General features: G+C 46.5%; 17 protein-coding genes and 1 tRNA gene. 11 read left to right on the top strand and 7 right to left on the bottom strand.

What is annotated here, in order from left to right; translation table 11 throughout:
- Window positions 1-14: 14 nt before the first annotated feature.
- The 7 genes from K4039_RS07950 to K4039_RS07920 all read left to right on the top strand — a co-directional run bounded on the left by K4039_RS07950 (window position 15) and on the right by K4039_RS07920 (window position 6,982).
- Complete coding sequence (locus tag K4039_RS07950) at window positions 15-1,010, top strand: LysR family transcriptional regulator (RefSeq protein WP_265234610.1); 996 nt, start codon at window positions 15-17, stop codon at window positions 1,008-1,010.
- A gap of 131 nt (window positions 1,011-1,141) precedes the next feature.
- Window positions 1,142-2,206, top strand: a complete 1,065-nt coding sequence (locus K4039_RS07945) for an anthranilate phosphoribosyltransferase family protein (RefSeq protein WP_265234609.1) — start codon at window positions 1,142-1,144, stop codon at window positions 2,204-2,206.
- Between the two features lie 237 nt (window positions 2,207-2,443).
- Window positions 2,444-3,049, top strand: coding sequence for a molybdenum cofactor guanylyltransferase (locus K4039_RS07940; protein ID WP_265234608.1), 606 nt, complete (start codon window positions 2,444-2,446; stop codon window positions 3,047-3,049).
- Between the two features lie 146 nt (window positions 3,050-3,195).
- Window positions 3,196-4,398, top strand: a complete 1,203-nt coding sequence (locus tag K4039_RS07935) for an aminotransferase class V-fold PLP-dependent enzyme (RefSeq protein WP_265234607.1) — start codon at window positions 3,196-3,198, stop codon at window positions 4,396-4,398.
- Window positions 4,399-4,560: 162 nt separating this feature from the next.
- Window positions 4,561-4,908 (top strand): DUF6717 family protein, encoded by a 348-nt coding sequence (locus K4039_RS07930; RefSeq protein WP_265234606.1) that lies wholly within the window; start codon window positions 4,561-4,563, stop codon window positions 4,906-4,908.
- Window positions 4,909-4,922: 14 nt separating this feature from the next.
- Window positions 4,923-6,272 carry an LCP family protein gene (locus K4039_RS07925; protein WP_265234605.1) on the top strand — a complete coding sequence of 450 codons (1,350 nt, stop codon included), beginning with the start codon at window positions 4,923-4,925 and terminating at the stop codon, window positions 6,270-6,272.
- Window positions 6,273-6,457: 185 nt separating this feature from the next.
- On the top strand, window positions 6,458-6,982 hold the full coding sequence (locus K4039_RS07920) for a pentapeptide repeat-containing protein (protein WP_375339793.1): 525 nt from the start codon (window positions 6,458-6,460) through the stop codon (window positions 6,980-6,982).
- Here K4039_RS07920 and K4039_RS07915 read toward each other — a convergent pair.
- From K4039_RS07915 to K4039_RS07905, 3 genes are all read right to left on the bottom strand, one after another.
- Window positions 6,968-7,210 (bottom strand): hypothetical protein, encoded by a 243-nt coding sequence (locus K4039_RS07915; protein WP_265234604.1) that lies wholly within the window; start codon window positions 7,208-7,210, stop codon window positions 6,968-6,970. The two genes, K4039_RS07920 and K4039_RS07915, sit on opposite strands and share 15 nt — an antisense overlap.
- Complete coding sequence (locus K4039_RS07910) at window positions 7,173-8,426, bottom strand: S-layer homology domain-containing protein (RefSeq protein ID WP_265234603.1); 1,254 nt, start codon at window positions 8,424-8,426, stop codon at window positions 7,173-7,175. Before K4039_RS07910 ends, K4039_RS07915 begins: the two co-directional genes overlap by 38 nt.
- 540 nt (window positions 8,427-8,966) lie before the next feature.
- Complete coding sequence (locus K4039_RS07905) at window positions 8,967-9,659, bottom strand: GDSL-type esterase/lipase family protein (RefSeq protein WP_265234602.1); 693 nt, start codon at window positions 9,657-9,659, stop codon at window positions 8,967-8,969.
- A gap of 79 nt (window positions 9,660-9,738) precedes the next feature.
- Between K4039_RS07905 and K4039_RS07900 the strand changes: the two genes are divergently transcribed.
- From K4039_RS07900 to K4039_RS07885, 4 genes are all read left to right on the top strand, one after another.
- Entirely contained in the window at window positions 9,739-9,972 is a 234-nt protein-coding gene (locus K4039_RS07900; protein WP_106148190.1) for a DNA-directed RNA polymerase subunit omega, read from the top strand.
- Between the two features lie 147 nt (window positions 9,973-10,119).
- Entirely contained in the window at window positions 10,120-10,764 is a 645-nt protein-coding gene (locus tag K4039_RS07895) for a hypothetical protein (RefSeq protein ID WP_265234601.1), read from the top strand.
- Window positions 10,765-10,908: 144 nt separating this feature from the next.
- A complete protein-coding gene (locus K4039_RS07890) occupies window positions 10,909-11,274 on the top strand; it encodes a DUF1818 family protein (protein ID WP_265234600.1) in 366 nt (121 codons plus the stop codon).
- Between the two features lie 37 nt (window positions 11,275-11,311).
- Window positions 11,312-11,385 (top strand) — tRNA-Pro (locus tag K4039_RS07885).
- Window positions 11,386-11,486: 101 nt separating this feature from the next.
- On the opposite strand, the gene K4039_RS07880 is transcribed toward K4039_RS07885, so the two are convergent.
- The 4 genes from K4039_RS07880 to K4039_RS07865 form a co-directional block, all read right to left on the bottom strand.
- Window positions 11,487-12,638, bottom strand: a complete 1,152-nt coding sequence (locus tag K4039_RS07880) for a matrixin family metalloprotease (RefSeq protein WP_265234599.1) — start codon at window positions 12,636-12,638, stop codon at window positions 11,487-11,489.
- A gap of 654 nt (window positions 12,639-13,292) precedes the next feature.
- Entirely contained in the window at window positions 13,293-13,838 is a 546-nt protein-coding gene (locus K4039_RS07875) for a hypothetical protein (RefSeq protein WP_265234598.1), read from the bottom strand.
- A gap of 209 nt (window positions 13,839-14,047) precedes the next feature.
- A complete protein-coding gene (locus tag K4039_RS07870; protein ID WP_265234597.1) occupies window positions 14,048-15,385 on the bottom strand; it encodes a cytochrome P450 in 1,338 nt (445 codons plus the stop codon).
- Between the two features lie 320 nt (window positions 15,386-15,705).
- Entirely contained in the window at window positions 15,706-24,039 is an 8,334-nt protein-coding gene (locus tag K4039_RS07865) for a DUF4347 domain-containing protein (RefSeq protein WP_265234596.1), read from the bottom strand.
- Window positions 24,040-24,055 lie beyond the last annotated feature (16 nt).

Here is a 24,055-nt window from a genome sequence, read left to right as displayed (position 1 = left end):
CCAATTAAACATCCATGCGCTTAGAGCAGCTTCAAGCATTTCTTTCAGTTGCTGAAACCGGTAGCTTTCAGCAAGCAGCCCGGAAATGCGGCGTTACCCAATCGACTATTAGCCGTCAAGTGCAAGGACTAGAAGCAGAAGTGGGTTTATCTCTGTTTCACCGCACCGCCTACGCCAAGCTGACTGTGGGAGGGGAACTCCTGTTACCTCACGCTCGCAAAATCTGTCAGACTTGGCGAAATGCTGCGGTCGAATTGGGAGACTTGTTGGCGGGAAAACAGCCGGAACTTTGCGTGGCTGCGATTCACTCGGTTTGCGCTGCTTATTTGCCGCCTGTGCTGCAAAGGTTTTGCCACGATTATCCTAACGTGCAGTTGCGGGTGACATCGCTGGGGAGCGATCGAGCTTTGAAAGTTCTCAAAGACGGTTTGGTGGACATCGCGGTGGTGATGAACAACCGCTATTTTACTCAAGCCCCGGAAATGTTGGTTGAGGTGCTCTACAATGAGCCGATCGAGGTATTGATGGCAGCGGCTCATCCCCTCGCCCAGTACGATCGAGTACCTTGGCCGGAATTGATTTGTTACCCGCAAGTGGTATTTAAGGACGGGTACGGAATGCAGCGCATGGTGCAAGAACAATTCGGACGCATCGGTGCTAAACTTCATGCTGTTTTGGAACTCAACACTCTCGATGCTTTTCGAGGTGTGGTGCGCCAGGGAGAATTGATTGCTTTGCTGCCACATTCAGCTTTGCTAGACGCTAGGGACGATCGCACTTTAGCAATTCGGCCGATCGCCCAAGAAAGCGCAAATTTAAAGGTTTCGGCGATCCTCTTCGAGGGCTTCGCTAACGGAAAATCGGCGATCTATCCGACTTGGACTCGCGAAGTCGTGTTAGTGACAACACACGATCGAATGCAAATTCCGCCGATCGCCCATTTCTGGAATCTGGTACGCGAATTTGTGCCACCAGTTGATGTCATCAAGGTAGAAAAATCAGGAAGTTAATACCATTTTAGATTTGAGATTTGAGATTTGAGATTTGAGATTTTAGGGCGTTACCAATGACTAATGACCAATGACTAATGACTAATGACTAATGCCCAATGCCCAATGCCCAATTACCAACTTCAAGAATTATGAGTGACGCATTTAGAGAATTGCTGCGAAAAATTGGCAGCGGAGTACACACAGGAGAAAACCTAACTCGATCGGAAGCAGCAGCAGCCACGCGGATGATGCTACTGGGAGAAGCCACACCAGCTCAAATCGGAGCTTTCATGATTTCCCACCGCATCAAACGGCCCACCGGCGAAGAATTAGCCGGAATGCTCGATGCGTATGAAGAATTGGGGCCGATGCTGGCCCCTCCCAACCGAGAAAAAGGGTTTGCCGTCTCTAGCGTGGCAGTGTTTGGCGTTGCCTACGACGGGCGATCGCGCACCGCTCCAATTAGCCCTTTAACCGCCCTAATATTAGCCGCCTCTGGCGTCCCAACCGTCATGCACGGGGGAGATATCACGCCAACCAAAGAAGGCATTCCCCTGATTGAAATTTGGCGTGGTTTGGGAGTTGACTGGAGAAAACTTAGTTTAGAAAAAGTCCAGCAAGTTTTTGACAGTACCGGTTTAGGTTTTGTTTACCTTCCCAAGCATTTTCCTCAAGCCGCGAGTTTAGTTCCCTACCGCCGCGAAATCGGCAAACGGCCACCTTTTTCGACAATGGAGTTGATGTGGTGTCCCTGCGCCGGCGACGTTAACGTCATCTCCGGCTACGTGCACCCGCCGACAGAAGGTATGTTTCAAACAGCCTTTGAGTTGCGGGGAGTCAAAAATTATACCACAGTCAAGGGATTGGAGGGCAGTTGCGACTTGCCGCGCGATCGGACTGCAATTATCGGCATTGCTAAACCGGGTGCCGAGTTCGAGCGAATGCTTTTAGCCCACGGAGATTACGGTTTTAGCAGCACAAATCCCGCCTTTGAATCAGCATCTGAGTTATTCAAACAAATGCAGGAAGTATTGCTGGGAAAACCCTCAGAATTGATGCAATCAGCTATCTGGAACGGTGGATTTCATCTGTGGCGCAGCGGAGTTTGTTTGGATATAAACTCTGGTTTGATTGAAGCAGAAACGTTATTAAGCAGCGGTCAAGTCGTGCAAAAACTTGAGGAAGTTAGCAAAGCAGTTAGCGCTTTAAATTGAGAATAAATAATCAGGTTGGGTGCGTATTGTACACAATACAATGATAAAAATTTCTTCTTTGTGACTAATGATAAGGTTCGCGAGCGGGGATAGCACTAATGACCAATGACCAATGACCAATCACCAATGCCCAATCCCTCCGCTTCGCTTCGCCCAATCCCTCCGCTTCGCCCAATGCCCAATGCCCAATGCCCAATGCCCAATGCCCAATGCCCAATGACCAATGACCAATGACCAATGACTAACTATAAAATTGCAGTAATTGTGCTCGCAGGCGGTCAAAGTTCGCGGATGGGTAGAGATAAAGCTCTGCTGGAAATTGAGGGTAAAAGCCTATTGCAGCGGGCGTGTGAGGTTGCAGCAGTTGTAACGCCACAAGTGTATGTTCTGACTGCTTGGCCCGATCGCTATCGATCGACCTTAACCCAACAATCCCAATTTCTGCTAGAGTACAATCCGGGCTCCGGGCCCTTAGTCGCATTAACTCAGGGATTAACAGAAATTGCCGCCGAATGGATTTTACTGCTAGCTTGCGATTTGCCCTTGTTAGATGCCCAGATTGTTCAGAATTGGGCTAGTCAGCTAACAGCATTTCCCCCATCTACCTTAGCAGTTGTGCCCTATCAGAATTCGCGCTGGGAGCCATTGTGCGGCTTCTACCGCCAACAATCTCTCCCCAGTTTACAAAGTTTTATTGACCGAGGGGGACGTTCATTTCAACAGTGGTTAAATCAAATCCAAGCAATCCCTCTACCCGTAGGGGAAACAGAAGCACTAATGTTATCAAATTGCAATACATTAGAAGAGTTTGACAAGTTAAAATCTGTAATTGGTAATGAGTAATTGGTAATTGGTAATTGGTAATATTTATTTTCCTCTTCCCTCTTCCTTCTTCCTTCTTCCCTCTTCCCTCTTCCTTCTTCCTTCTTCCTTCTTCCTTCTTCCCTCTTCCTTCTTCCTTCTTCCTTCTTCCTTCTTCCTTCTTCCTAATGATTAACGAACACTGGTTACTCGATCGCGAAATAACATTCCTCAACCACGGCTCCTTTGGGGCCTGTCCGATTCCCGTACTGGAAGCACAAACCAGTTTTCGAGAACAACTAGAAAGAGAACCATTGCGCTTTTTAATGCGGGAATTTGAACCGCTGTTAGATAATGCCAGAAACCAGTTAGCCGCCTTTATCGGCGCGGGTGAGCAAGATTTAGCCTTTGTGCCGAATGCCACAACGGGAATAAATGCCATTTTGCGATCGCTAATTTTTGCTCCCGGCGACGAATTGCTAACCACAAATCAGGAATACAACGCCTGCCGCAACACACTTGATTTCATAGCAGAGCGCACAGGCGCTAAAGTGATAGTCGCAGAAATACCATTTCCAATTGAATCGCCAGAACAAATTATTGCAGCCATAATTAAATGCGTTTCCCCGCAAACAAAATTAGCCTTACTAGACCACATTGTCAGCCAAACAGGTTTAATTTTTCCCATCAAACAGTTAGTCAGCGAATTAGGTGATCGCGGCGTAGATGTATTAGTAGACGGAGCTCACGCGCCCGGAATGGTAGCACTGAATTTAGAAGGAATTGGCGCAGCTTACTATACAGGAAATTGCCACAAATGGCTGTGCGCCCCGAAAGGTGCGGCTTTTCTGTACGTGCGGCGCGACAAACAAGATGGCATTCGGCCAACTACCATCAGTCACGGGGCAAACTCACCGCGCGCTGACAAATCGCGCTTTCAACTAGAATTTGACTGGATGGGAACAGTCGATCCAAGTCCCTATTTGTGCGTACCTGTAGCTATTAATTTTATGGGTTCTTTGTTGAGCGGTGGCTGGCCAGAATTGATGGCAAAAAATCATACTTTAGCATTGGCTGGTAGACAGATATTAGCAGATAAATTAGATTTGCCACTGCCTTGTCCTGATGAAATGGTGGGTTCTATGGCTGTTGTACCACTGCTAGATGACAAATCTGATGCAGTTGCAAAGGGAGGAATTCCACCCTTGCAAGAGGCGCTGTGGCAGATTTTTAGAATTGAAGTACCGGTGATTCCTTGGCCGGATACTAGCAAGCGGTTGGTGAGAATTTCAGCTCAGTTTTACAATACTTTGCCGCAATATGAATATTTGGCTAAGGCGCTAGTTGAGCTTACGGGAATTTCAGCGGGAAATCCCATTCAAAAAACATAACACCCAACTACAAACATTCAGAGGTTCGTAGTGAGGACTTCAGTCTTCTTCCCATCAATAAATAATGACTAAAGTCCTGACTACGAAGCAGTTTGGAGAATATAATGTATTCAGAATCACATTTCCCAGCCCAAATAAACGAAATGAAAAGAGGAGAATACGATGTCAAATGCCATGATGGTAATTTACCCCTATCGTGAACAGTACACCTGGGTTTTTGACGACGAGCGAGCCGGACTTATCCAAGAACCATTTGTTCAGGGCGTCCCCGAAATGATTAACCTGATCGTCGCAGACATTCCCAATGCCGATCGAGGTTTCCGACTTTTATTCTCAGCCAATCCATTTCCCGGATATCAAGCAGAAATGCTGTGGTTTAAAGCAGAATACGGCGGTAACTGGTATCGGTGGGAAACCCAAAATATGGAAGGCTGGCTGTGTCCGGCTTTGTTCAAATACTTTGCAGAAGCACCGCCCAAGTTTTACTGCAAAGCTGAAAAACTGCAATAATCAACAGCAAGTCAATGAAAAACTTGTCAATCTTTAAAAGAAACTTTCTTAAACCAGTCGATCGCGAAACTAGAAAAAAGCCTAAATTAGCCCTGTATGTATTTTGGCTCTTTTTGCTAATTTTCATAGCAGCCATCTCCGCAGCAATTGGGGCAATTACCGCCCTCTTAGCCCCCGTGGAACCGCCAATTATTAGCAAAGTCCTAGATATTACAGGCTTTAACTATACATCATCCCAGCCATCTGGATACCGTCTATCGCGGCCTGTGAATATCTTGATTCTGGGAATTGACCGCGTGCCGGAAGCATCAGCCAATTCCCGTGAAATTTTTAACGGTCGCAGCGATACAATACTCTTATTTCACATCGATCCAAGAGATAAATCTATTAGTTTGCTTTCAATTCCGCGAGATACAAAAGTTGAAATTCCCGGAATTCGCTTCAGCAAAATTAATGAAGCTAATGCCAGAGGAGGAGCAGCTTTGGCGACGCGATTAATTAGCAGTATCCTGAACAATGCGACTATTGAAAGATACGTGCGAATCAGCAGCGGTGCGTTTCGGGAATTAGTCGATTTGTTGGGCGGCCTTGAGGTATTTGTACCTCGCGCGATGTCCTATACAGATACCGCCCAAAAGTTAAAAATAAACTTAGCACAGGGATGGCAAACTCTCAACGGAGAACAAGCAGAACAATTTGCTCGATTCCGCAACGACGGTTTGGGAGATATCGGCCGCATTCAGCGGCAGCAATCTTTAATTCAAGCTATTCGGAACCGCCTCGCCAGTCCATCAGTATGGGTGCGCTTGCCACAAATTGTGCGATTGATGCAAAAATATGTGGATACAAACCTAAATTTTGAGGAAATATTGACGATCGCAAATTTCGGTTTGCAATTGGAGCGAGATAATTTTAAAATGGTGATGTTGCCCGGACGTTCGAGTTCAGCACAAGGGGATTTGAGGAGTTATTGGATTTTAGATGCTGCTGGGCGCGATCGGATTATGACACAATATTTCAAGCAAAGCGTACCCGATTTTGCCCAAGGGCGATTTCGCAATCCCAGCCAGTCCATTTTGCCCAGCAACCTCAAAATCGCCGTCCAAAACGCTTCTAGCAACCCAAAAACCGCCAAAAAAGTCGCTGAATTTCTCACAAAAAAGGGCTTTTCTAGTGTATCTGTAGTGCAGGATTGGCCCGACAAGCAGCGTCAAAGTCAAATTATTGTACAGCAAGGCGATTTAGAAGCAGCAAATCTCCTGCAAAAAGCGCTAGGCGACGGTAAAATTGAAGCATCTTCTACTGGTGAAATCGAATCTGACTTGACACTTCGCGTCGGCGAAGATTTAGTAAAGCGATTTTAATTAGTCAGTAGTCAGTAGTCAGTTGTCAGTAGTCATTAAGTAGGTAAACGCAAAAAAATATTTATTTCGCGGTAAATTGTAGGGGCGAGTTAAGCGTAGAATCTCTGGTAAAAGCGAGTTAATCAATGCAAAACCCGCCCTCCCCATGTAATGTCTATTTGTAACTTAATCATCAGTCAAATACCATGAGTAAAAAATCTATGAAAAGTGTATTCCGAATTTTACTGAGCCTAATTTTAAGTGTAGCGTTAGCCTTTGGATGGGTAATGCTGAGTGCTACTCCGGCATTTGCGCTACCGAAAAAAATTATTAATTATACAAATATTAATTTGTCCGATCGCGATTTCTCCAATTCTGACTTAGCGGGCGGAACATTCGTCGCTGCTGAGATGCGGGGAACCAACTTTCAAGGCGCAGATTTAACCAATGCGATTTTGACTAAGGGAGTTTTGTGGAAGGCCAACTTGTCAGGTGCGAATCTCTCCGGTGCTTTGGCAGATAGAATTACATTTGATGGCGCTAATTTGACGAATGCTAATTTCACCGAAGCAATTATGACTCGAACTCGGTTTTTTGATGCGGCAATTTCCGGCGCTGATTTTACAGACGCGATTATCGACGCTTATCAAGTAACAATGATGTGCGAAAAAGCAGATGGTGTCAATCCCGTGACGGGAGTTTCTACACGAGAAAGTTTAGGATGTCTGTAGAAATTTAAAGTTAAACAGGGCTGACGCACGATTGGCTAAGTATGTCCGAAGAGAGGAACGAAGCAATCCCAAGGCCCTGTGATTGCTTCGTTCCTCTCTTCGGACAACAAATAAAGGTTCTGTGTCGAGGATTATTCTTCCTTCTTCCTTCTTCCTTCTTCCTTCTTCCTTCTTCCTTCTTCCTTCTGCTCTATCGAGCGCTACAAATGCCTGTGTTTGCAGTGCCAAATACCAAGTCAGAATTCAACAGCAAATTTAAATCAGTATCAGGATTAACAGCATATAAATCAACTTTATCTCGCCCCAAAAAGACTCCGACTAAAGTCCCGACTCCCGCGCCACCTAGCACCTCTTCAGTTGCGATCGCCCGATCGCCCGTAACTCCTGCAATCGCCGCCGCCGCTGCTGCACCCAAAGCCGTATTCTTAATCAGATTACCAACATTCACGCCCTTAGTCACACTTTCTTTCCGAGTAATCACTTGCGAAGTAGCATTCAGAGGCACTCTGCTACCGTTGATGATACTTAATTCTTGGGCCACAAACTGAACGCCCGCAGCAGTCGATCGCAATTCGCCGCTAATTTTCGAGCCTTCGGGTATCAGGACTTTGCCATTACTCCCTGTGATATCCGCAGCCACAGTCAGAGTAATCGGAGACTTGTCATTGGGGGCGAGCAAAATCTTGCCTTTGGCGTATTCGATAGGAATAGTCACCCCACTAGGAATTTTCACAGCCACAGAATCGCTAACATTAATCTTAGCAATATAAGGAGAATTAATTGCTTTTGCTTGATTGGTACTGACTAATGTTTGATAGATAAAAGCAGCGACTTCCGCCCGCGTGGCTGACTGATTTGGTTTCAGAGATTTAGGATTGGGATAGCTGACAACCAACTGTTTTTCAGTAGCAGCAGCCACACTTTTGACAGCATAACTTTGAATCTCACCCGCATCATTATAGTAGCTGAGAACATCTTGAAAATTGCAAGTAGGCTCATACCCAAGTCCGTTATTTAAAGCGACTACAACTTGCACGCGAGGAATTTGCTGCATTGGCCTGAAAACATTGCCGGGATAGCCAGACATCCATCCCATTTCATAAGCTTCTGCGATCGCCCCGCTTGCCCAAAAATTAGACGGAACATCGGCAAACCCTACAGCACCGCGAGTTTTCGCCTTTTTCACAGAACGGATCATTGCCGCGAATTCAGCCCGTGTTACCAGTGCATCCGGGCGGAAAGTGCGATCGGGAAATCCTTTAATAATTCCTCTTTCTGACAAATCTTGAATAAAGTCTTTTGCCCAATAGTTATTACTAACATCCGAAAAAGCTGTTTGAGCAAAAGCAGGCGCGGGAGCTAGCATCGGCGCTGCGCTTGCGGCAACGGTTCCCAGTGTTAATAAAACAGATGTACCGGATTTAATGCGATGTAATACAGACATTTTTTGATTCTCCAATTTACACAAGTTTTTTATTAAGGATAAGTAAGCTTATTTTAGGCTGATTAATTCCTGCCTAGCTTACTCTTTTCCTCAGTTATGTAACCATTATGGAATGCTTTTATTTGTGGTGAGGGGAAGATAGGGTCTTTTAAAATAAATATTTTGAAACCGATGTGTGGATTTTAAAATTCTTAAATTCCTTAAAATCCTTATGTTGCTTATCCCCCTTATCTACCTGGAACTTATACAGGAATTACGCAGAACCTCTATATGTATGGTGCGCCGCAGAACACTTTTCAGGTAAGTGAAGAGGACGCACGGGTATGCAGAAACCGGGCTTTTTACCGCAACTGTGGGCTGCGACAAACTATGTCTGTGAAAAAACCCGGTTTCTTGATTAGCCGTACATCCTATACTGACTAATGACAACCCTTCGACTTCCTTCGGCTACGAGAGCTGACAACTGTCAACTGTCAACCCTTCTCTAAGCGATCGGGCAAGCTGTCAACTGTCAACTGACAACTGTCAACTGTCAACTGACTAATGACTAATGACTAATAGCGGTTCCCAACTTGTCACATCTTCAAATAAAGATTGATACCCCGCTGCATTCGGATGAAGACCATCCGAAGTTAGACAAGAACGCCACCAAATATTACCACGATCGATCCATTTATCAAAAATATCTAAATAGGGAATTTCCCGTTCCAAACAAGCTAACTTTGTGGCCTCTTTATACCGATATTGGTCGGCGTGATTGTAGTACAAACAATCTTGAAAAGGCATTTTACTTTCATCCACAGGCACCATCCCGACAAATATCACCGGACAAAGTTGTTGGGACAGGTTTAACAAATTATCCAAAACAGTTTTAAAATGTTCAAAATCAGTATAACTGCGCCCGGTAGGCGACTGCACCCTCGCCGAATCGTTGAGGCCTACGGAAAGAATAATCGCATCGGGGACGCGGTTTCTGAGCTCGCCCCGGTGCCGAAACTCGTTTTCGAGGCGCTGGGCGACTTGATAGGTGCGATCGCCCCGAACGCCCAAATTGTATAAAACGTGTCCTGCGCTCTCCGTTAACATCCACTGGCGCCGCAATCTTTCCACCCAACCACCGCCTACACCGTCGCCAAAACCGTAGATTAAGCTGTCGCCGAAAGCAACCAATTTGAGGGGATGAGAATTTACCCGATGCAAGTGACCAAAGGAATAGGCTGTTGTTGCCTGCATAAGCAATGATACTCAGTTAGTAATTTTGAATCTTCGCATACTAGACTAGAATGTAACATTAGATAAAGTAGGTAATCTCATGGTTAAGCGTCCAACCTTCGATTCAACTCAGCTAACCCGTCGGGCGGAAGAGTTGATCGGTGCTGCATCCAACCGCTATCGGATCACGGTGCAGGTGGCGAATCGCGCCAAACGCCGCCGCTATGAAGATTTCGAGAATATGGATGACACTCAAATGATGAAGCCTGTGATGCGGGCGATATTTGAGATGTCGGATGAACTGACTCAGCCGGAAATTATCGGAGACATCTAGACTTCGGCAGTTTTGGGTTTTGAGTGTTGAATTGCCAGCAATTTTTGTTAACTCAAAACTCAAAACTTTCTCAAACTAGAATGGCGTGGATGGGCGATAAATTAGGTTTATTTATGAAATTATTCTATTTTTGAAATTGTCAAAACTGTGAAAAAGAAATTCAAGCTGGGCTTAAGTTTTCTGTTAGTTACTTTGAGTGTGGCGATTTTCACGCTTTTGAGTGGGGTATTGGAATCGGGTAAATTAAGTGTGTCGGCGGTGGAACCTTCGCTGTTGGCGAGTTCTGCGTCTGTGCCGTTGGTTGCGGGGCGATCTGCACCACAGCAATTGAGGGTGCAAGATGCTTGGAAATTTGTATATGAAAAATTGCCCGATTTCCCGATCGAGAATAACTACGTTTCTAAGGAAACTGGAAAAGTCGATCCCAACAATACTTTAGTCGGGCGCTTGATTCGATATCACGTGTTTGTCAAAGGACGGCCGCCGAATTACCGTTTTGATTGGAAGTTGAGTTTAGCTGACTATCTGGGGGCGACTCCCGATTATTTGGTGGAAGGCGTGTATCCGGGAAAAGACGTTTTGCGATCGAATCCGATGGAACGCGATCGCACTGCTATTCAAAGTTTAAATAGAAAACAGCGGGATGCTTTGGTTCAAGCTTTGGTGGATGTTTTTACGGAAAATTCCGGGTCATCGCGCGCACCGGCGGCGGGCCAAAAACCCGAAGGGCGCGAGACTTCCCCCGAAACACCGCAGCCGCAGCCGGGAGATGCAAAGTTGCTGACACCGTAAGCTTGGACGAGGCCTAGAAACCGAGTTTTTGGGCGGCGGCTGCCTGGTACGAAGTAAACGCGAGAAAAACCCGGTTTCTCAACAGCAGCGGATAAGTCCTAAAATCACCCAATCAATCCCAAATCAAAAATTTAAAATCGATCGATGGAACGTGTAATTAAGACTGGTGCGGGCTGGCGTTTGGGATGGAACCCAGAGGCCCAGGAGTTTCAGGGTTTGGTGGCTGGGGAGGGTTGGGCGATCGAACTTACGGAGGCTGAGTTAAACGATTTTTGCCGCTTGTTGGGACAATTGGCCGCCACAATGAGTCAAATGGCTTCTGAGTTGATGGACGAGGAAAAAATCGCCATTGAGGCCGAAAGCGATTTGGTTTGGGTGCAGGTAGAAGGCTATCCCGCAGCTTACAGCGTGCAGTTGATCTTGAATACTGGCCGTCGCTGCGAGGGTTTTTGGGCGGCGGCTGCGGTTCCGAGTTTGGTGCAGGCTGCAAAAGTTTTAAAAGTTTTTTGACTTTTTTGGGAATTCCATGCTAAGCTATTAAAGCTGTCGGGGCGTAGCGCAGCTTGGTAGCGCACTACTTTGGGGTAGTAGGGGTCGTGGGTTCAAATCCCGCCGCTCCGATCGTGATAAAACCTTCTCAAACGAGAAGGTTTTGTTGTTTTTAGGGATTTTTGCCTATTCTCAATCAGCGGTGAATTTGATGGCGTGCGATCGAGAAATCCTCACCACAGCATCACTGAGGCTTCGCCAGGAGCCAAGTTAGAGTATAAGCGGATTCTCAGCACATACCGCCGACCTTGATAAAGCCGAACATTGATTTGTGAATTCAAGTCTGTGCCACTGTCGTCGTCACCAGCAACATACTTCAAATCACCACTCTGATCCTCGAACAGAACCATGACTGTATCTGCTTTGCCGAAAGTCGCAATTGTATAGCTTCGAGTAGCAGAAGGGTTAATCGCAAAGTTTTTCTGTTCAGCAGGCGCGAGGGACAGAATCTCCGAATGGAACGGTTTAAGTTCTGTATAATTCGAGTCATCAAGCGGGGGATAAAATAATTGTACCTGCGACACATCGTGCTTAGAAAGTCCGCCAGCAGGCTTTAATCCTTTGTGGTACTCCACAGGTTTCTCAATCAGTCCGGCTGCAAAAGCGTAGTGCATGATTGAGTTCGGGTCCCACTTTGACCCCTCAACTTCTCCTACTTCAAGCTTTTGGAGCACATTATAAAAAGTTGTATCTCGATCCCAATTGTTAGGAGGAGCGCCAAAATATTTATAAACGGCTTCTTCGTCCCATACCATACCTGCAAACGGGTTTTGGTGCTCATGAGGGAAACCTAAAGCGTGGCCTATCTCGTGAACAGGGACATCTACCCCACGGGGATCTTGCCGAAGATCCCAGCCAAAGTTCATGGTTCGCTCGCCTTGCTTAGGAATATCGAGCGCATCGCGGCCAAGAAATGAGAAAGCTCCATCCCCTTGCAGAAAGCCGATTCTTATCTCTGCCTCGCTGATGTTCCGAACCTCCTCAAACTTGATACCAATCCCTACCTTTTTCCACACCTCAAACCCTTGGCGGACAATCTCCTTCTGCTCATTCGGGCCTGAATTTGGGCCACTATCAAAAAAGTAATAACGTAATTTTGTACCGTTAACCCACTTCTTCTGGATGAACTGTATTAGACGAGCGCGCTCCGGGGACACGCTCGCATCGAAGGTGCGTAGAGGAACCTTTGGCATAGCACAAAAATGTTGTGCTTCCTTGCCAGATTCTGCGCTACCTGAACCATCTTCCATCTTAGCTTCAAGTTGTTCGATGCGTTTTAGTAATTGCTCAATTTGATCAGAGTCGATTTGTGAAATTTTAGTCATGACAAATTCCTTCCAAGTGAATACCTAGGGAGTTTAATTCCCAACCTGTGCTGAATCGCGGCAAAAGTCCTTCCAAAGAACCAGCTATTTTGAGAATGTTTATTTTCATTTACCTGAATCAAGTGGGAACGCAGTAGCTTCAGCAAATAGAAACTACAAACCTGTAAACACTGACCTAGATAAATGCGATGTCCTGAGCTTGTGTAGACTGACTTAGATCCTTATGAAACCCTGATTTTTTGTTGGGCTGATAAGTGGCTTCGGATAGACTTCCTACCCTCAATATTGCATGAGGAGAGGGCGATCGCACTTTACAGGGAACTCGTGATATCCCATTCTAGTTTCCCGCTTTACACTGTAAAGGATCAATAGTCCGGACAGTTTTTAAACAGGAGTCTGAAACCCTTGATTTTTCCTTCGGATCTCGATGGCGCAATCGCCCTGAAACCCTTATTTTAAGGTTGGCAATCAAACACTATCCAAAGTATTGATATCAATAATTGACAATAGCCTGGGAGAGCTTACTGCATAGCCTTTATAGGCTATCATATCAAACTTGGCATAGTAGAGGTCGCCGATTCAAATCCCGCCGCTGCGATCGCAAAAACCCGCCGAATTAAGCGGGTTTTGTAGTTTTCCTAAACCTAAATATTTTCACTCTTGAGCAATGATTAAACAATCACTGCCAACTTTCGACAAAAAATCTGGAAACGCTGATGTGGGGTTTCCATCTTTGTTGACAACTCTGCGGAGTGTATAGCCTTTTTCAGGAGCTCTGCCGAAAAACGAGTTTCTGCGATCCCAAATATCCCCATTCGGAGTATTCGGATCTCGATCGATCAAAAAATCCATCAGCCACGGTGGTACAGACAATCCAAACACGATCGGCGTGATGTGCCCGTGCTGCAAAGCTGCATCCGAGAAGCGGAACAAGTAGCTGAAGCGAGAAAATTTGACGGCATAAAGTAACATCCGTCCCGCCATTGATGAATGAAATGTCCAGACAACTGGATCATAAATCCGCAGCAATAACGTTCGTTGGTTAGCATTCCATTCTGAATTGTACATCGTCAGACAATAGTCTGGCAAAATATTCCCGTCCATAAAGAAGATACCTTGCAGGGCTTCGGGGAATTCGGGTGGATGCTCTGGTTTCATCCAAGTTGCGATGTCTTTTAGTTTTTTTGTTTCGATTAACATGGTATTATTTAACCTCGAAAATAGTTGTGATTTCCTGTCAGGTTAGATACCCCCTTTATTTATTAGTCCGTGAAGGTGGACTTCTTTTCAAGGCCGGGCGGGACACTCCACAAGCAATTTGATGTCTTGTGGAATAGGCATCTTGCCTGTTGCAAGGGCGAGACACTCCACAAGCAATTTGATGTGTTGTGGAACAGGCATCTTGCCTGTTACGATCGCCGAACTCTACCAACTGTACTCACCACATCCACCAGCATATTCATTGCAACGTCTTTAGCGGGGCAAATCCGTCCCGCGCTGCGATCGCCCACCGCATGAAAACCCATATGATAAGGGCACAAATTCTCGCGGTTAGCGTTGAATTCGTACACCGTAGAGCCCCAGAAACTCCCGTCAAGCAGCCCTAGACTGAGCGGTATCAGTACCTTGGTGCCGGCGGGGAAAGTGCGTTCTTTGCCCCCTAGCGTGGCGGTAAATGGCTCTGTGGCGACTCGGTGGGTGGCGCTGACGGGAGCCCAGAGGCGCGCGCATTCCAGGAGGAAAAGCTCGATCGACTGGCGATCGTCCAAATCGAGATCGTCCCAAAACTCAGTCGGATTAATTTCAGCCGTCTGTGTTCCTTTATACGCGGGTAGAGGGCGGTATCCCATAGCCGTGTAACCTAAGTGCAGGGGGCCTTGCAGTCCCGCTATCCCCATAATCGCTGTCATCAGCTTCGCCAATTCCCGCCTAGTCATCCCGTTGTTTTCCGAGTTCTCCTCGAAGTCGGCTAAAGCGGGAGAATTTTCGTAAATCGTCGCCGCGCGCTCGATGAGAGCCGACAAATCCCCGTGTCCAAACAGGTTCAGGCTTTGCAGCAGGCTGCCGGCGACGGCGAAGTAGTGCGCGGGGCTTTGGCGGATGTAGTGTAAATCGGTGAGAAGTTCGATCGCAGGCTTGTCATCTGGGTTAATCCCAAAAATTACGTAGTGCAGGTATGGGACTAAAAATCCCATCCAACCGCGCTTCACATCCGTAAAAAACGCTCCCCCCGCGCCGTGCGGCATCTCGGTATAATCTGCTGCTAGCCGATCGAGTAACCGTCTGCTGATTTCGTCTCCTTGGCGAGTGGTTGTCGCACTGTTGAAGAGATACTTCTGCATACAGCTTCGGAAGGCTGCGTGGTTGCTGCTACCGTCTGGTTCGCGATCGGACAAAGACAGCAAAAACAGGTTCCTACCGCCGACATCTTGGTTGGGGGAGAGATCCGGATCGAGCACAGAAGTACCCAGCCTCCATCCGCGCGCCTGGGGCGATGTGAGTGCTGCTTCGAGTGTGGCAAACTCTCCCATCACCACTTGTCCCGCGCAGCAAAAATTCGCCCCGAAAGCCAGCCGTTTGATTTGCAAATAGGTGGGTTCGTTGGCAATTAAACCCTCAATTAGGGCGATCGCGGGCAGCATCGTTTTGCTGAGGCCCTCCTGGGGGTTTTGCAAAGCCCAAGCCTGAAACTCATTCAGGGCCGGGTTCATCAGCGGTGAGAAAATAGTATCTAAATTTAGGTTCATGATAATTCCTCCGAGATCCTCTGGCTATAACACGCTTCGCCTTTAGCAGCAAGAGGGTATTGAGTCCTTATTGAGTAGGATTCAATACCCCCAGAAATGCGAAAATCAGTAAGTATAACTATAGCCATGTTTATTGGTGAACGTCGTGGCAATATAGATTAATTCTACTGAATATGTTTGCGTCCAAGTCTAGCCTGGTTCCGGAGATTGACTGTAATTGATCACGATTGCTGGTAAGTATATATACTCTCTAGTTTTTAAGTGTTAGCGCCAATTTCTGAGAGTCGCAGATAACTACGGTTATCTGCGACTACTTGCTATTAGATTGAGGCAAAATCGGCGACACTAATCAGACTCGAAGATACCCCAGTTAGAGAAGCAAAAACTTTTCCGGTTGAGGCAAAACTAATCTGAGTTATGCCATTACTTTCAGTAATCGCCAATTGCGAGAAAGTCACTCCTTTACCGAGAATCAGCAAATCTTTGCCATCTTCAAAATCGGCAACAGTATCGATGCCCGCATCAATAGATAGTAAGAAGCGATCGCTCCCCAGGCCTCCAATCAAGGTATCATCGCCCAAATCGCCGCTGAGGTAATCGTTGCCTTCACCTCCTAGCAGAATATCATTGCCTTGACCGCCGTAGAGGGTATCGTCGCCCTTTTCACCCATCAGGATATCTGCGCCTCGATTGCCAGAAATGAAGTCATTGCCAGCACCACCTGTCAAGGTATCAAAACCCTTACCGCCGTAGAGAGTATCGTCGCCGATTCCGCCATCGATCAAGTCGTTGCCTTGATTGCCGTTGATCCAATCATTGCCATCAAGGCCAAACAGGAAATCATTTCCCTTTTTGCCGCGCAACAAATCATCAGCAGCGCTACCGACTAGGGTATCATCACCATCAGTGCTTTCGACAGTGTTTTGGCCATCTTTGACTAATTCTATACCGCTATCGGGGAAGGGTTCTTCGGGATTTGAAGGTGCGCTGGAATCATCTGTTACAGTATTGCGGACAGTAGGGTTGTTAACTGTCGCCGACTGAATTTGGGTATTTAGGGATGCGCCTGTATTTTCTGCGATCGCCTGCTGAATCGTTTTACTTCCTGCTGCTACTTGCTGCAAGTCTTTGGCGACTTCGCCTTGTTCGACTTTTTGTACGCGGGCTATTTCGGTGGCTGCATCTGAAGACGAGGAATTGCTGGATGCGATCGCGCCAATCCGTTGATTGCCCTCTGCAATAATTTTTGCAGCATCGGAGGCAATGGGAGATACTTGCGGGGAAAGCAGTTCGCCTGCCGCCGACAGAATAATGGTCTGCAATTGTGCTGGATTGCTTAAATCGAGAGTGCCAGATTTTATTTGGTTGGCAAGGGTGAAAATAATGCGATCGGCAATCTCATTTTTAGCAGTGGTTGAAGCACCGCTAATTAAATTAGTTACCAAGACAATGGTATTTTGTACTTTGGCGTGGGCGGCATAAACAGCTAACCCGTTCGGATCGTTTTGAGTAATTGCTTCTAGCGGATCGTAGCTGCCCAAATCAACATCAGCCGGCAGCCCCAGCGCCGATTTCACTTGAGTTTCAGCAGTTTCAGGGTTAGTACCTTGCTGGGCTAACTCAGCGATGACGGTAGTTAAAGGTGTCACCACCTCTGACTCGGGAGTAGAAGACAACTGAGTGTCTAGAGGCAAATAGGTCGAGACATCTATCCCGTTGGTCATAATAATTTTGCCTTCGGTAGAGTCGATCTTGCCATCCTGATTTTTGTCAAACTTTTCTAGTTCTATTGTGAGGTCGAAGCTGCCATCAGGGTTAGTAAAGGCGAAGGGTTCATTATCATCTCGCACCCCATTGAAGTTGGCATCAAAGAAGACTTGCCCACCCGTTATGTAACCGTCAATGGCACGACTCTTGCGCGTCGAACCACTTCCCAATCGGAAGTCAGCCAGTTTGATTTCACCCAGGTGCTTCTCGTAAGCTGTGTTCCATGTAACCTTAGGGAGTTCCGTCCAGCTCAATTTGACCGAGCGATAATCAGCCTTAAAATCTAGGGCGGCTTTTACATCGCCATTGACTTCAAACAGGTTCAGCGGATTACTGATACCGGAAGTAATTTCTGAGGCATGAATTTTGCCATCGCCACTGGTGCCCTTGCTCAGGTCTTCGCCCACGTCGAGCAAGTCTAACTTAGCATTCGCCTCAATACCGCCCGTGAGATAAGCTTTAGCTACCAAAACATTAACCCCGCCGCTAGCTTTAATACTAGCCTTGAGCTTGAGTTCATTTACATCGTCTCCCGTACCATTCGCATTTTGGCGATCGCTCACGTAGAAGCCATCGAGAACTTTATAGGCATCTGAGGCATTAAAGCCAGATTGTTTCCATTGAGAAAGTCCAGAAGTATCAAAGCCGAACGCAAAGTTAGCTTTAGCTTCAAACTCTCCCTCTAACTTGCCGTTGACACCTACATTTACCTTAGGAATGGAGTAGATAGGAAACTCTTGATCAATCTTGAAGTTAAAGTCTAGTTTTGGCACTTTATAGGTGAACAAGTTGACATCCGGTTTACCCATCAGCAAGTCGATGGCAGATTGAGGATTGGTCAAGATCGGAAAACTCAGCCCATCCATCTTTTGAAAGAGGGTCAGCAACTCTTGAGTCTTGCCCTTTGACTTTGATTTAGCTTGGTCAGTGGGAGATGCCGGGATTTTGGTTTTAGTTGTCTTAGCGGTTTTAGTATCAGCGTTGGGATCTGTGGCATCGAAATCGATCGCGTAGTCACCTAAATCTATAGCAATGTTGCCCTCTTGAGATGAAAGACTCTTGAGCAAATGACTTGCTTCGCCGATGTACTGAAGGGCATCTAGGAATCGAGTATCGATCTTTTTGCCTGCCAGCTTTGCACCCACTTCGACCAGCGTCACCTTACCATCCTTCGGCGTCACCTTGCCATCCTTGCCATCGTTATTTTGGTCAAAGAAATCCCTGATAGCACTGAATTCAGACAGCAGTTTAATATCGCTGTTGAGTGCAGTAATGATAGGACGAGCCGGGTTAACAACATCATTGACTTTGGTAATAATAGGTTTGGCAAAACCCGTGATAAAGCTACCCAAGTCGAGCTGCATATTTTTGAATGCAACATTTGGTTTTTGCGGCCCGGTTAATTGATCGTTGGCGTAATTGAAAATCGGCCAATTGACTGCTAAGTCGAAGTTGTAGGAGGGGATAGCTGCATTCCCGTTAATGCTAGTTTTAGCTTTTAAACCGAGATTAGCACTGCTATTTAAGGTGGGAGTCAATAAGTCTGACAACTGATAGTTGCTGGTCAGTTCTGAGAAAGTTAAGCGATCGCCATCATTATTATCTCCCAAATTATCCAAATCATTTAATTTTACTGCAAATTTTGCTTGAGCTTTGGTAGGATTTTTGGCATCGTTGGCAAGGTCTATTTGGAAAAATCCTAAGTTACCTTGGGCATTGAAATTATCATCGAGACCAGCTTCTACATTGGCTGCCAGTTTAGTTTTGTTGGTGTCAACATAGAAGCCAAAATCTTTATTGACGCCAAATCCCAAGGACAAATTGCCGTCAAATTTGGATTGCGCTTTACCATTGACATTTAAACCTAATGCCGGAATTCCTAAATCTCCAGAAAGGTTAACATCTGGGAAATCATAATTTCGATCTAGAGAAATTTGCAGGTTGATATCGTCTGGAGTCCCATTACCAATTACCTTCAAACTCGGTCTGGGGAAATAGAGACCTAGAAAAGATTTTGTCGAGACGGACTCAGGGAAATATTTTCTTAATCCTTCTTGCAAATTGCTGGCAAGTTTTTGAGTAAAGCGCTGGCTAAATTCAGAAGTTAATTTTGAACCTAATGCTTCGGAATTGAAATTACCACCAATCGAGTCTTGGATGAGAGATTGAAGGGTAGAACTGAGGCTGCTAACACTCAATGACTTCAACTCATTAACCGTACTCTCCCTCACAGTGTCAATGAAATTTAAAGCATCTGAATTGCCTGGGATAACATCTTTCAGTTTCCCTAAAATTGGCAAGTTAACTTGCATTAAATTTTGATTCAGATTGTCCTGAAGCTGATTTAATTGTTGACCTAACTGTTCTAATGTTTGCCCCCATTCAAAAGAGACATTATCGATGTTAACTGTTGGCTGTTGCGGTGTCGTTAATTGACCGTTAGCATAATTAACGATCGGCCACTTAACACCCAAATCGAAACCGAAGGAAGGAAAAGCAGGATTGTCCTTAATGCTAGTTTTAGCTTGGAGACCTAGATTAGCATTCGCAGTTAAGGTAGAATCGAATAAATCTGACAACTGATAGTTGCCGTTCAGTTCTGAGAGAGTTAAGCGATCGCCATCATTCGCACCTCCCAAATTATCTAAATCTTTCAAATTGACGGCAAACTTAGCTTCAGTCTTAGTGGGATTTTGAGCTTGATTATTCAGGTCAACTTGTAAAACGCCTAAATTGCCTTTCGCCTTAAACTTGTCATCGATTCCTGCGTCAAAATTAGCTGTCAGCTTGGTTTTGTTGGTATCTATAAAGCAACCAAAATCTTTATTGACACCCACAGCTATTGACAAGTCAAAATCCGCTTTTGATTGTCCTTTTCCATCTGTAGTAAAACCTAATCCTGGTACTGCTAAATTTTGGGAGAGGTTAGCATCGGCAATTTGATATTGTTTGCCAATGTAAATTAGCAAAGTATTTTCATCTTGAGTAGAATTTTGATTTACCTTAACCTTGAACTCTGACCCAAGTACATTGCGGATAGTTGTTTCTAACTGATCTGTCGTTTGATTTGCCCCATTTTTAACTGCATCGACTAGCTTAGTCTTGAAGTTGCTAATAAAATCTGGGGAAATGTTCTTGAGTGGGCCGATAATGGGTAGGTTAACTGCCTGTAATTGATTGTCAAAAATTTTCTCAAGTTTATCCAATCCAGCTTCTACACCGCACCAATTCTTTGCATCGATGCCACCAGCAATGGTGTCATTGCCAATCCTTCGCGGTGCAGATGACGTTGGTGTTGGCGTGACTGGTGTCGGTGTCGGCGAATTTGAGTCTGGCGGTAGCGGTGCTCCCGTCGGAGTCGGTGTTCCCGTCGGAGTTGGTGTCGGAGTCGGCGTTCCCGTCGGTGTCGGAGTCGGCGTTCCCGTCGGTGTCGGAGTCGGCGTTCCCGTCGGTGTCGGAGTCGGCGTTCCCGTCGGTGTCGGAGTCGGCGTTCCCGTCGGTGTCGGAGTTGGTGTCGGTGATGGCGTTCCCGTCGGTATCGGCGTTGGAGTTGGTGTTGGTGTCGGCGCTATATCGTTATCGGTAATCGCCACCGTCGTGTCCACAATCCCAATTCCGTTATACTTAGCATCAGCACTCGCAGCCGTATGAGAAATACTGCCCGTATGATTTCCTTCAACAACCGCATCGTCAACAGCGGTGACAGTGACTGGTTGCGTGACATTCCAGTTAGCTGCATCGAAATTAATCGCGGCGATCGCATTTATTTGACTGCCCGTATTAAAGCTAACTGTGACCGGTGCAGTTGGCTGCGAATTTAGTTTAAGTGTATAAGTGCCAGTCGCAACTCCTTCTGTAGCAGTTGTGCTCGCAGGAGAAATGCTGACACCTGCTGTATCGTTATCGCTATTGCTAACAGTGACATCGGTGGGATTGAGGTTGCTGTAATTGCTATCAGTGCTCGCAGCGGCAGCGGTGACAATAGTGTAAGCGCGATCGCCATCGGCTACACTGTCGTCAACACCTGTTACCGTTACCTGCTGCGGAGTATTCCAGGTATTGGGAGTGAAAGTTAGGCTATTTGTCGAAACAGTTCCCTCTGCGGGATTGTCACTGGTGAGTGCGATCGCCACTGGTGCGATCGGCTGCGTGTTCAGGACAACGCTGAAATTAGCCGTACCGCCTGCTTCAGTCGTAGTTAATCCCGCTGTCGGGTTAACGGTAATCCCAGGAGTTTCGTTGTCGCTGTTAGTAACGCTGACATCCGAAGGATTGACATTGTTGTAATTGCTGTCGGTACTAACAGCCGCAGCGGTAACGATATTATAAGTTTTACTGCCATCAGCAATGGTGTCGTCAACACCCGTCACCGTTACCGTTTGCGGTTGATTCCAGTTAGCAGATGTGAAGGTTAAACTATTGCTAGAAACTTTTCCCTCCGCCGGATTGTCACTACTCAAACCAATGCTCACGCTAGCACTAGGTTGAGTATTAAGTTTGACGGTAAATGTCGCAGTGCCACCCGCTTCTGTCGTCACTGATCCGCTAACGGGATTGACTGCAATTCCGGCAGTATCGTCATTAGTAATAGTCGTTGTCGCGCTAGCAGTTGTAATTGTCGGAGTTTGACCGGGTGCAACTGGATTCGATAACGTGACAGTAATAGTTTCGTCAGGTTCGATCGCACTATCGCCTAAAACATCCAGCGTCAAAGTTTTGGATGTCTCGCCCGCAGCGAAATTAACCGTACCAGTCAGACCGGTTGCCCCGGAAGTACCGCCGATCTTGTTATAGTCAGTACCGTTGACAGCAGTTCCGGCGATCGCATAATTGACGCTACTCGCCGCACCAGTGCCGCCGCTGCGAGTCACAGTAAAAGTTAAAGGAGTTGTGCCTGTGTTGCCTTCGAGGATACTGGGAATACCAGCAGCAATGGCGTAAGAAATTTGACCGTTAGCTGCAATTGTCAGTGTTGTTTGTTTTGTTGTACCAGCAACGCCTCCAGTAATTGTACCCAAATTGAGAATTGCGGTTTCGGCGTTCTCTGGAATATTGTCAGGCTTAATAGTAAATGCAACATTCTTGGTAAGTGCCGAACCTGTTGCACCTGCGGCGAAAGTAATCGAGTTAGGGGAAATCGTGTAGTCTGAATTTTGGGTGCCTGTGCTACTCGGATCGATAACAATTGGTACAACTACATCGTTTAAGGGAGTGCCACCACTGATGATAACGGGAATATTAATTACTGTGTCTGTTGTTCCTTCTGTACCGCTGAAAGTAGCCGCACCAAAATTGACTGTATTGGGTGAATTCAACAGAATCGAGACATCTTTAGAGGAAAAGTTCGGCGTAGCTAGATCCAACTTGCCGTCTGCATTAAAATCTGCCGCAGCCATGAAACGGGGAATTGTCCCGACACTAAAATTAGTGGCCGTACCAAAATTACCCGTACCATCCCCCAACAAGACTGAGACGTTGTTATCGCCGCCGTTGGATGCAGCTAGATCGAGTTTGCCGTCGGCGTTAAAGTCGCCCGTTACCACAGATTCGGGAGACGATCCGACACTAAAGTTGATGGCTGTACCAAAATTACCCGTACCATCCCCCAACAAGACTGAGACGTTGTTAGTGGCAGTGTTCGATGCGGCGAGATCGAGTTTGCCGTCACCATTAAAGTCGCCTGTAACGACAGAATGATTCCCTGTCCCCGCGCTAAAGTTAACGGGGGCGCTAAAGTTGCCAATACCGTCTCCCAACATCACGGAAATGTTGTTAGTAAGGCTATTGTTCGATGCGACTAAATCGAGTTTGTTGTCGCCGTTAAAGTCGGCTGTGGCGATCGAAAGAAATGCCGCTGCATTAATGCTAGTGGGAGTGCTAAAGCTACCGGTACCCTCTCCCAAAAGAATTGAAATGTTGCTACCGGCTGTGACTAAATCGGGCTTGCCATCTCCATTAAAGTCGCCCGCAGCGATCGCCTTTGGATTTATTCCCAGACCGAAGTTGGTAGGATTACCAAAAGTACCTGTACCTGTCCCCAACCGGATCGAAACGAAATTGCCGTTGGTGCCAGTGGTAGGATTCGCCACAGCTAAATCGAGGTTGCCGTCTGCATTAAAGTCGCGGATTGCAATGGAATTGGGAACCTCGTTGCCAGGGTTAAATAAGTTGGCAGCAGTACCAAAGCTGCCCGTACCAGTCCCTAACAATATAGAAATATCTCTGGAGTTAAGGTTTGCCACGGCTAAGTCGGGGAAGCCGTCTGCATTAAAGTCGCCCGGTGCGATCGAAATGGGAGTTGCCGTCGCAGTCAAGCCGGCGCTGAAGTTGGTGGCCGCACTGAAGCTGGAGAGAACGTAGTTGTAACCTGTCAGAACTTGTGGCCAAAATGCTAAAGGTGCTTTAATTTTCCCTACTGTCACTTCCAATTCCCAGTCGCCACCCAATGCTGCAATGCCTGTAAGCCTGGAAGAAGCTGCAACACTAGCTCCTGTTAGCTGACTCAAGCGCTGTACAAATGCTTTACCTAAATTTCCCTCAGCAACATTGCAGCCGTAGAGAAGAATTTCAGCATTTGGTGTTAGCCAGCGCGTCCATGCCTTGACTGCTTTGAGGAAATTGTCGGCGCGATCGCTCAACTTTTCCCAACTCAACTGAATTTTACCTAGTTCCAGGCTGCCAGGTGTGCCGTGAGAGATGATGTGAATTTCTGAAAATTTACCTCCCTGCAACGCTTCTGCAATTTGTTCTAAGCCGTTGCAGTTAGAATCCAATAGAATTACTTCGGTTCCAGGGATAACGCCGTCTGCTAAAGTTTGATAGTCTGGTACGGCTGTGTCGATAAATGCGATCGATCTGCTAGAAGGTTGGGTGATTGAGTTGGACATAATACACCTACCGATC

The organism is Lyngbya sp. CCAP 1446/10 (genome assembly GCF_026130175.1).
Lineage (GTDB): Bacteria > Cyanobacteriota > Cyanobacteriia > Cyanobacteriales > Microcoleaceae > Microcoleus.
The sequence above is the reverse complement of the archived record's forward strand: the minus strand, read 5'-3'. Positions and strand labels throughout refer to the sequence as shown.

Coding starts and splice junctions, on each gene's coding strand:
- K4039_RS07930 (WP_265234606.1), top strand. CDS start 4,561: ATGTCAAATGCCATGATGGTAATTTACCCCTATCGTGAACAGTACACC.
- K4039_RS07920 (WP_375339793.1), top strand. CDS start 6,458: ATGAGTAAAAAATCTATGAAAAGTGTATTCCGAATTTTACTGAGCCTA.
- K4039_RS07875 (WP_265234598.1), bottom strand. CDS start 13,838: ATGTTAATCGAAACAAAAAAACTAAAAGACATCGCAACTTGGATGAAA.
- K4039_RS07925 (WP_265234605.1), top strand. CDS start 4,923: ATGAAAAACTTGTCAATCTTTAAAAGAAACTTTCTTAAACCAGTCGAT.
- K4039_RS07900 (WP_106148190.1), top strand. CDS start 9,739: ATGGTTAAGCGTCCAACCTTCGATTCAACTCAGCTAACCCGTCGGGCG.
- K4039_RS07945 (WP_265234609.1), top strand. CDS start 1,142: ATGAGTGACGCATTTAGAGAATTGCTGCGAAAAATTGGCAGCGGAGTA.
- K4039_RS07910 (WP_265234603.1), bottom strand. CDS start 8,426: ATGTCTGTATTACATCGCATTAAATCCGGTACATCTGTTTTATTAACA.
- K4039_RS07880 (WP_265234599.1), bottom strand. CDS start 12,638: ATGACTAAAATTTCACAAATCGACTCTGATCAAATTGAGCAATTACTA.
- K4039_RS07870 (WP_265234597.1), bottom strand. CDS start 15,385: ATGAACCTAAATTTAGATACTATTTTCTCACCGCTGATGAACCCGGCC.
- K4039_RS07940 (WP_265234608.1), top strand. CDS start 2,444: ATGACTAACTATAAAATTGCAGTAATTGTGCTCGCAGGCGGTCAAAGT.
- K4039_RS07865 (WP_265234596.1), bottom strand. CDS start 24,039: ATGTCCAACTCAATCACCCAACCTTCTAGCAGATCGATCGCATTTATC.
- K4039_RS07890 (WP_265234600.1), top strand. CDS start 10,909: ATGGAACGTGTAATTAAGACTGGTGCGGGCTGGCGTTTGGGATGGAAC.
- K4039_RS07935 (WP_265234607.1), top strand. CDS start 3,196: ATGATTAACGAACACTGGTTACTCGATCGCGAAATAACATTCCTCAAC.
- K4039_RS07905 (WP_265234602.1), bottom strand. CDS start 9,659: ATGCAGGCAACAACAGCCTATTCCTTTGGTCACTTGCATCGGGTAAAT.
- K4039_RS07950 (WP_265234610.1), top strand. CDS start 15: ATGCGCTTAGAGCAGCTTCAAGCATTTCTTTCAGTTGCTGAAACCGGT.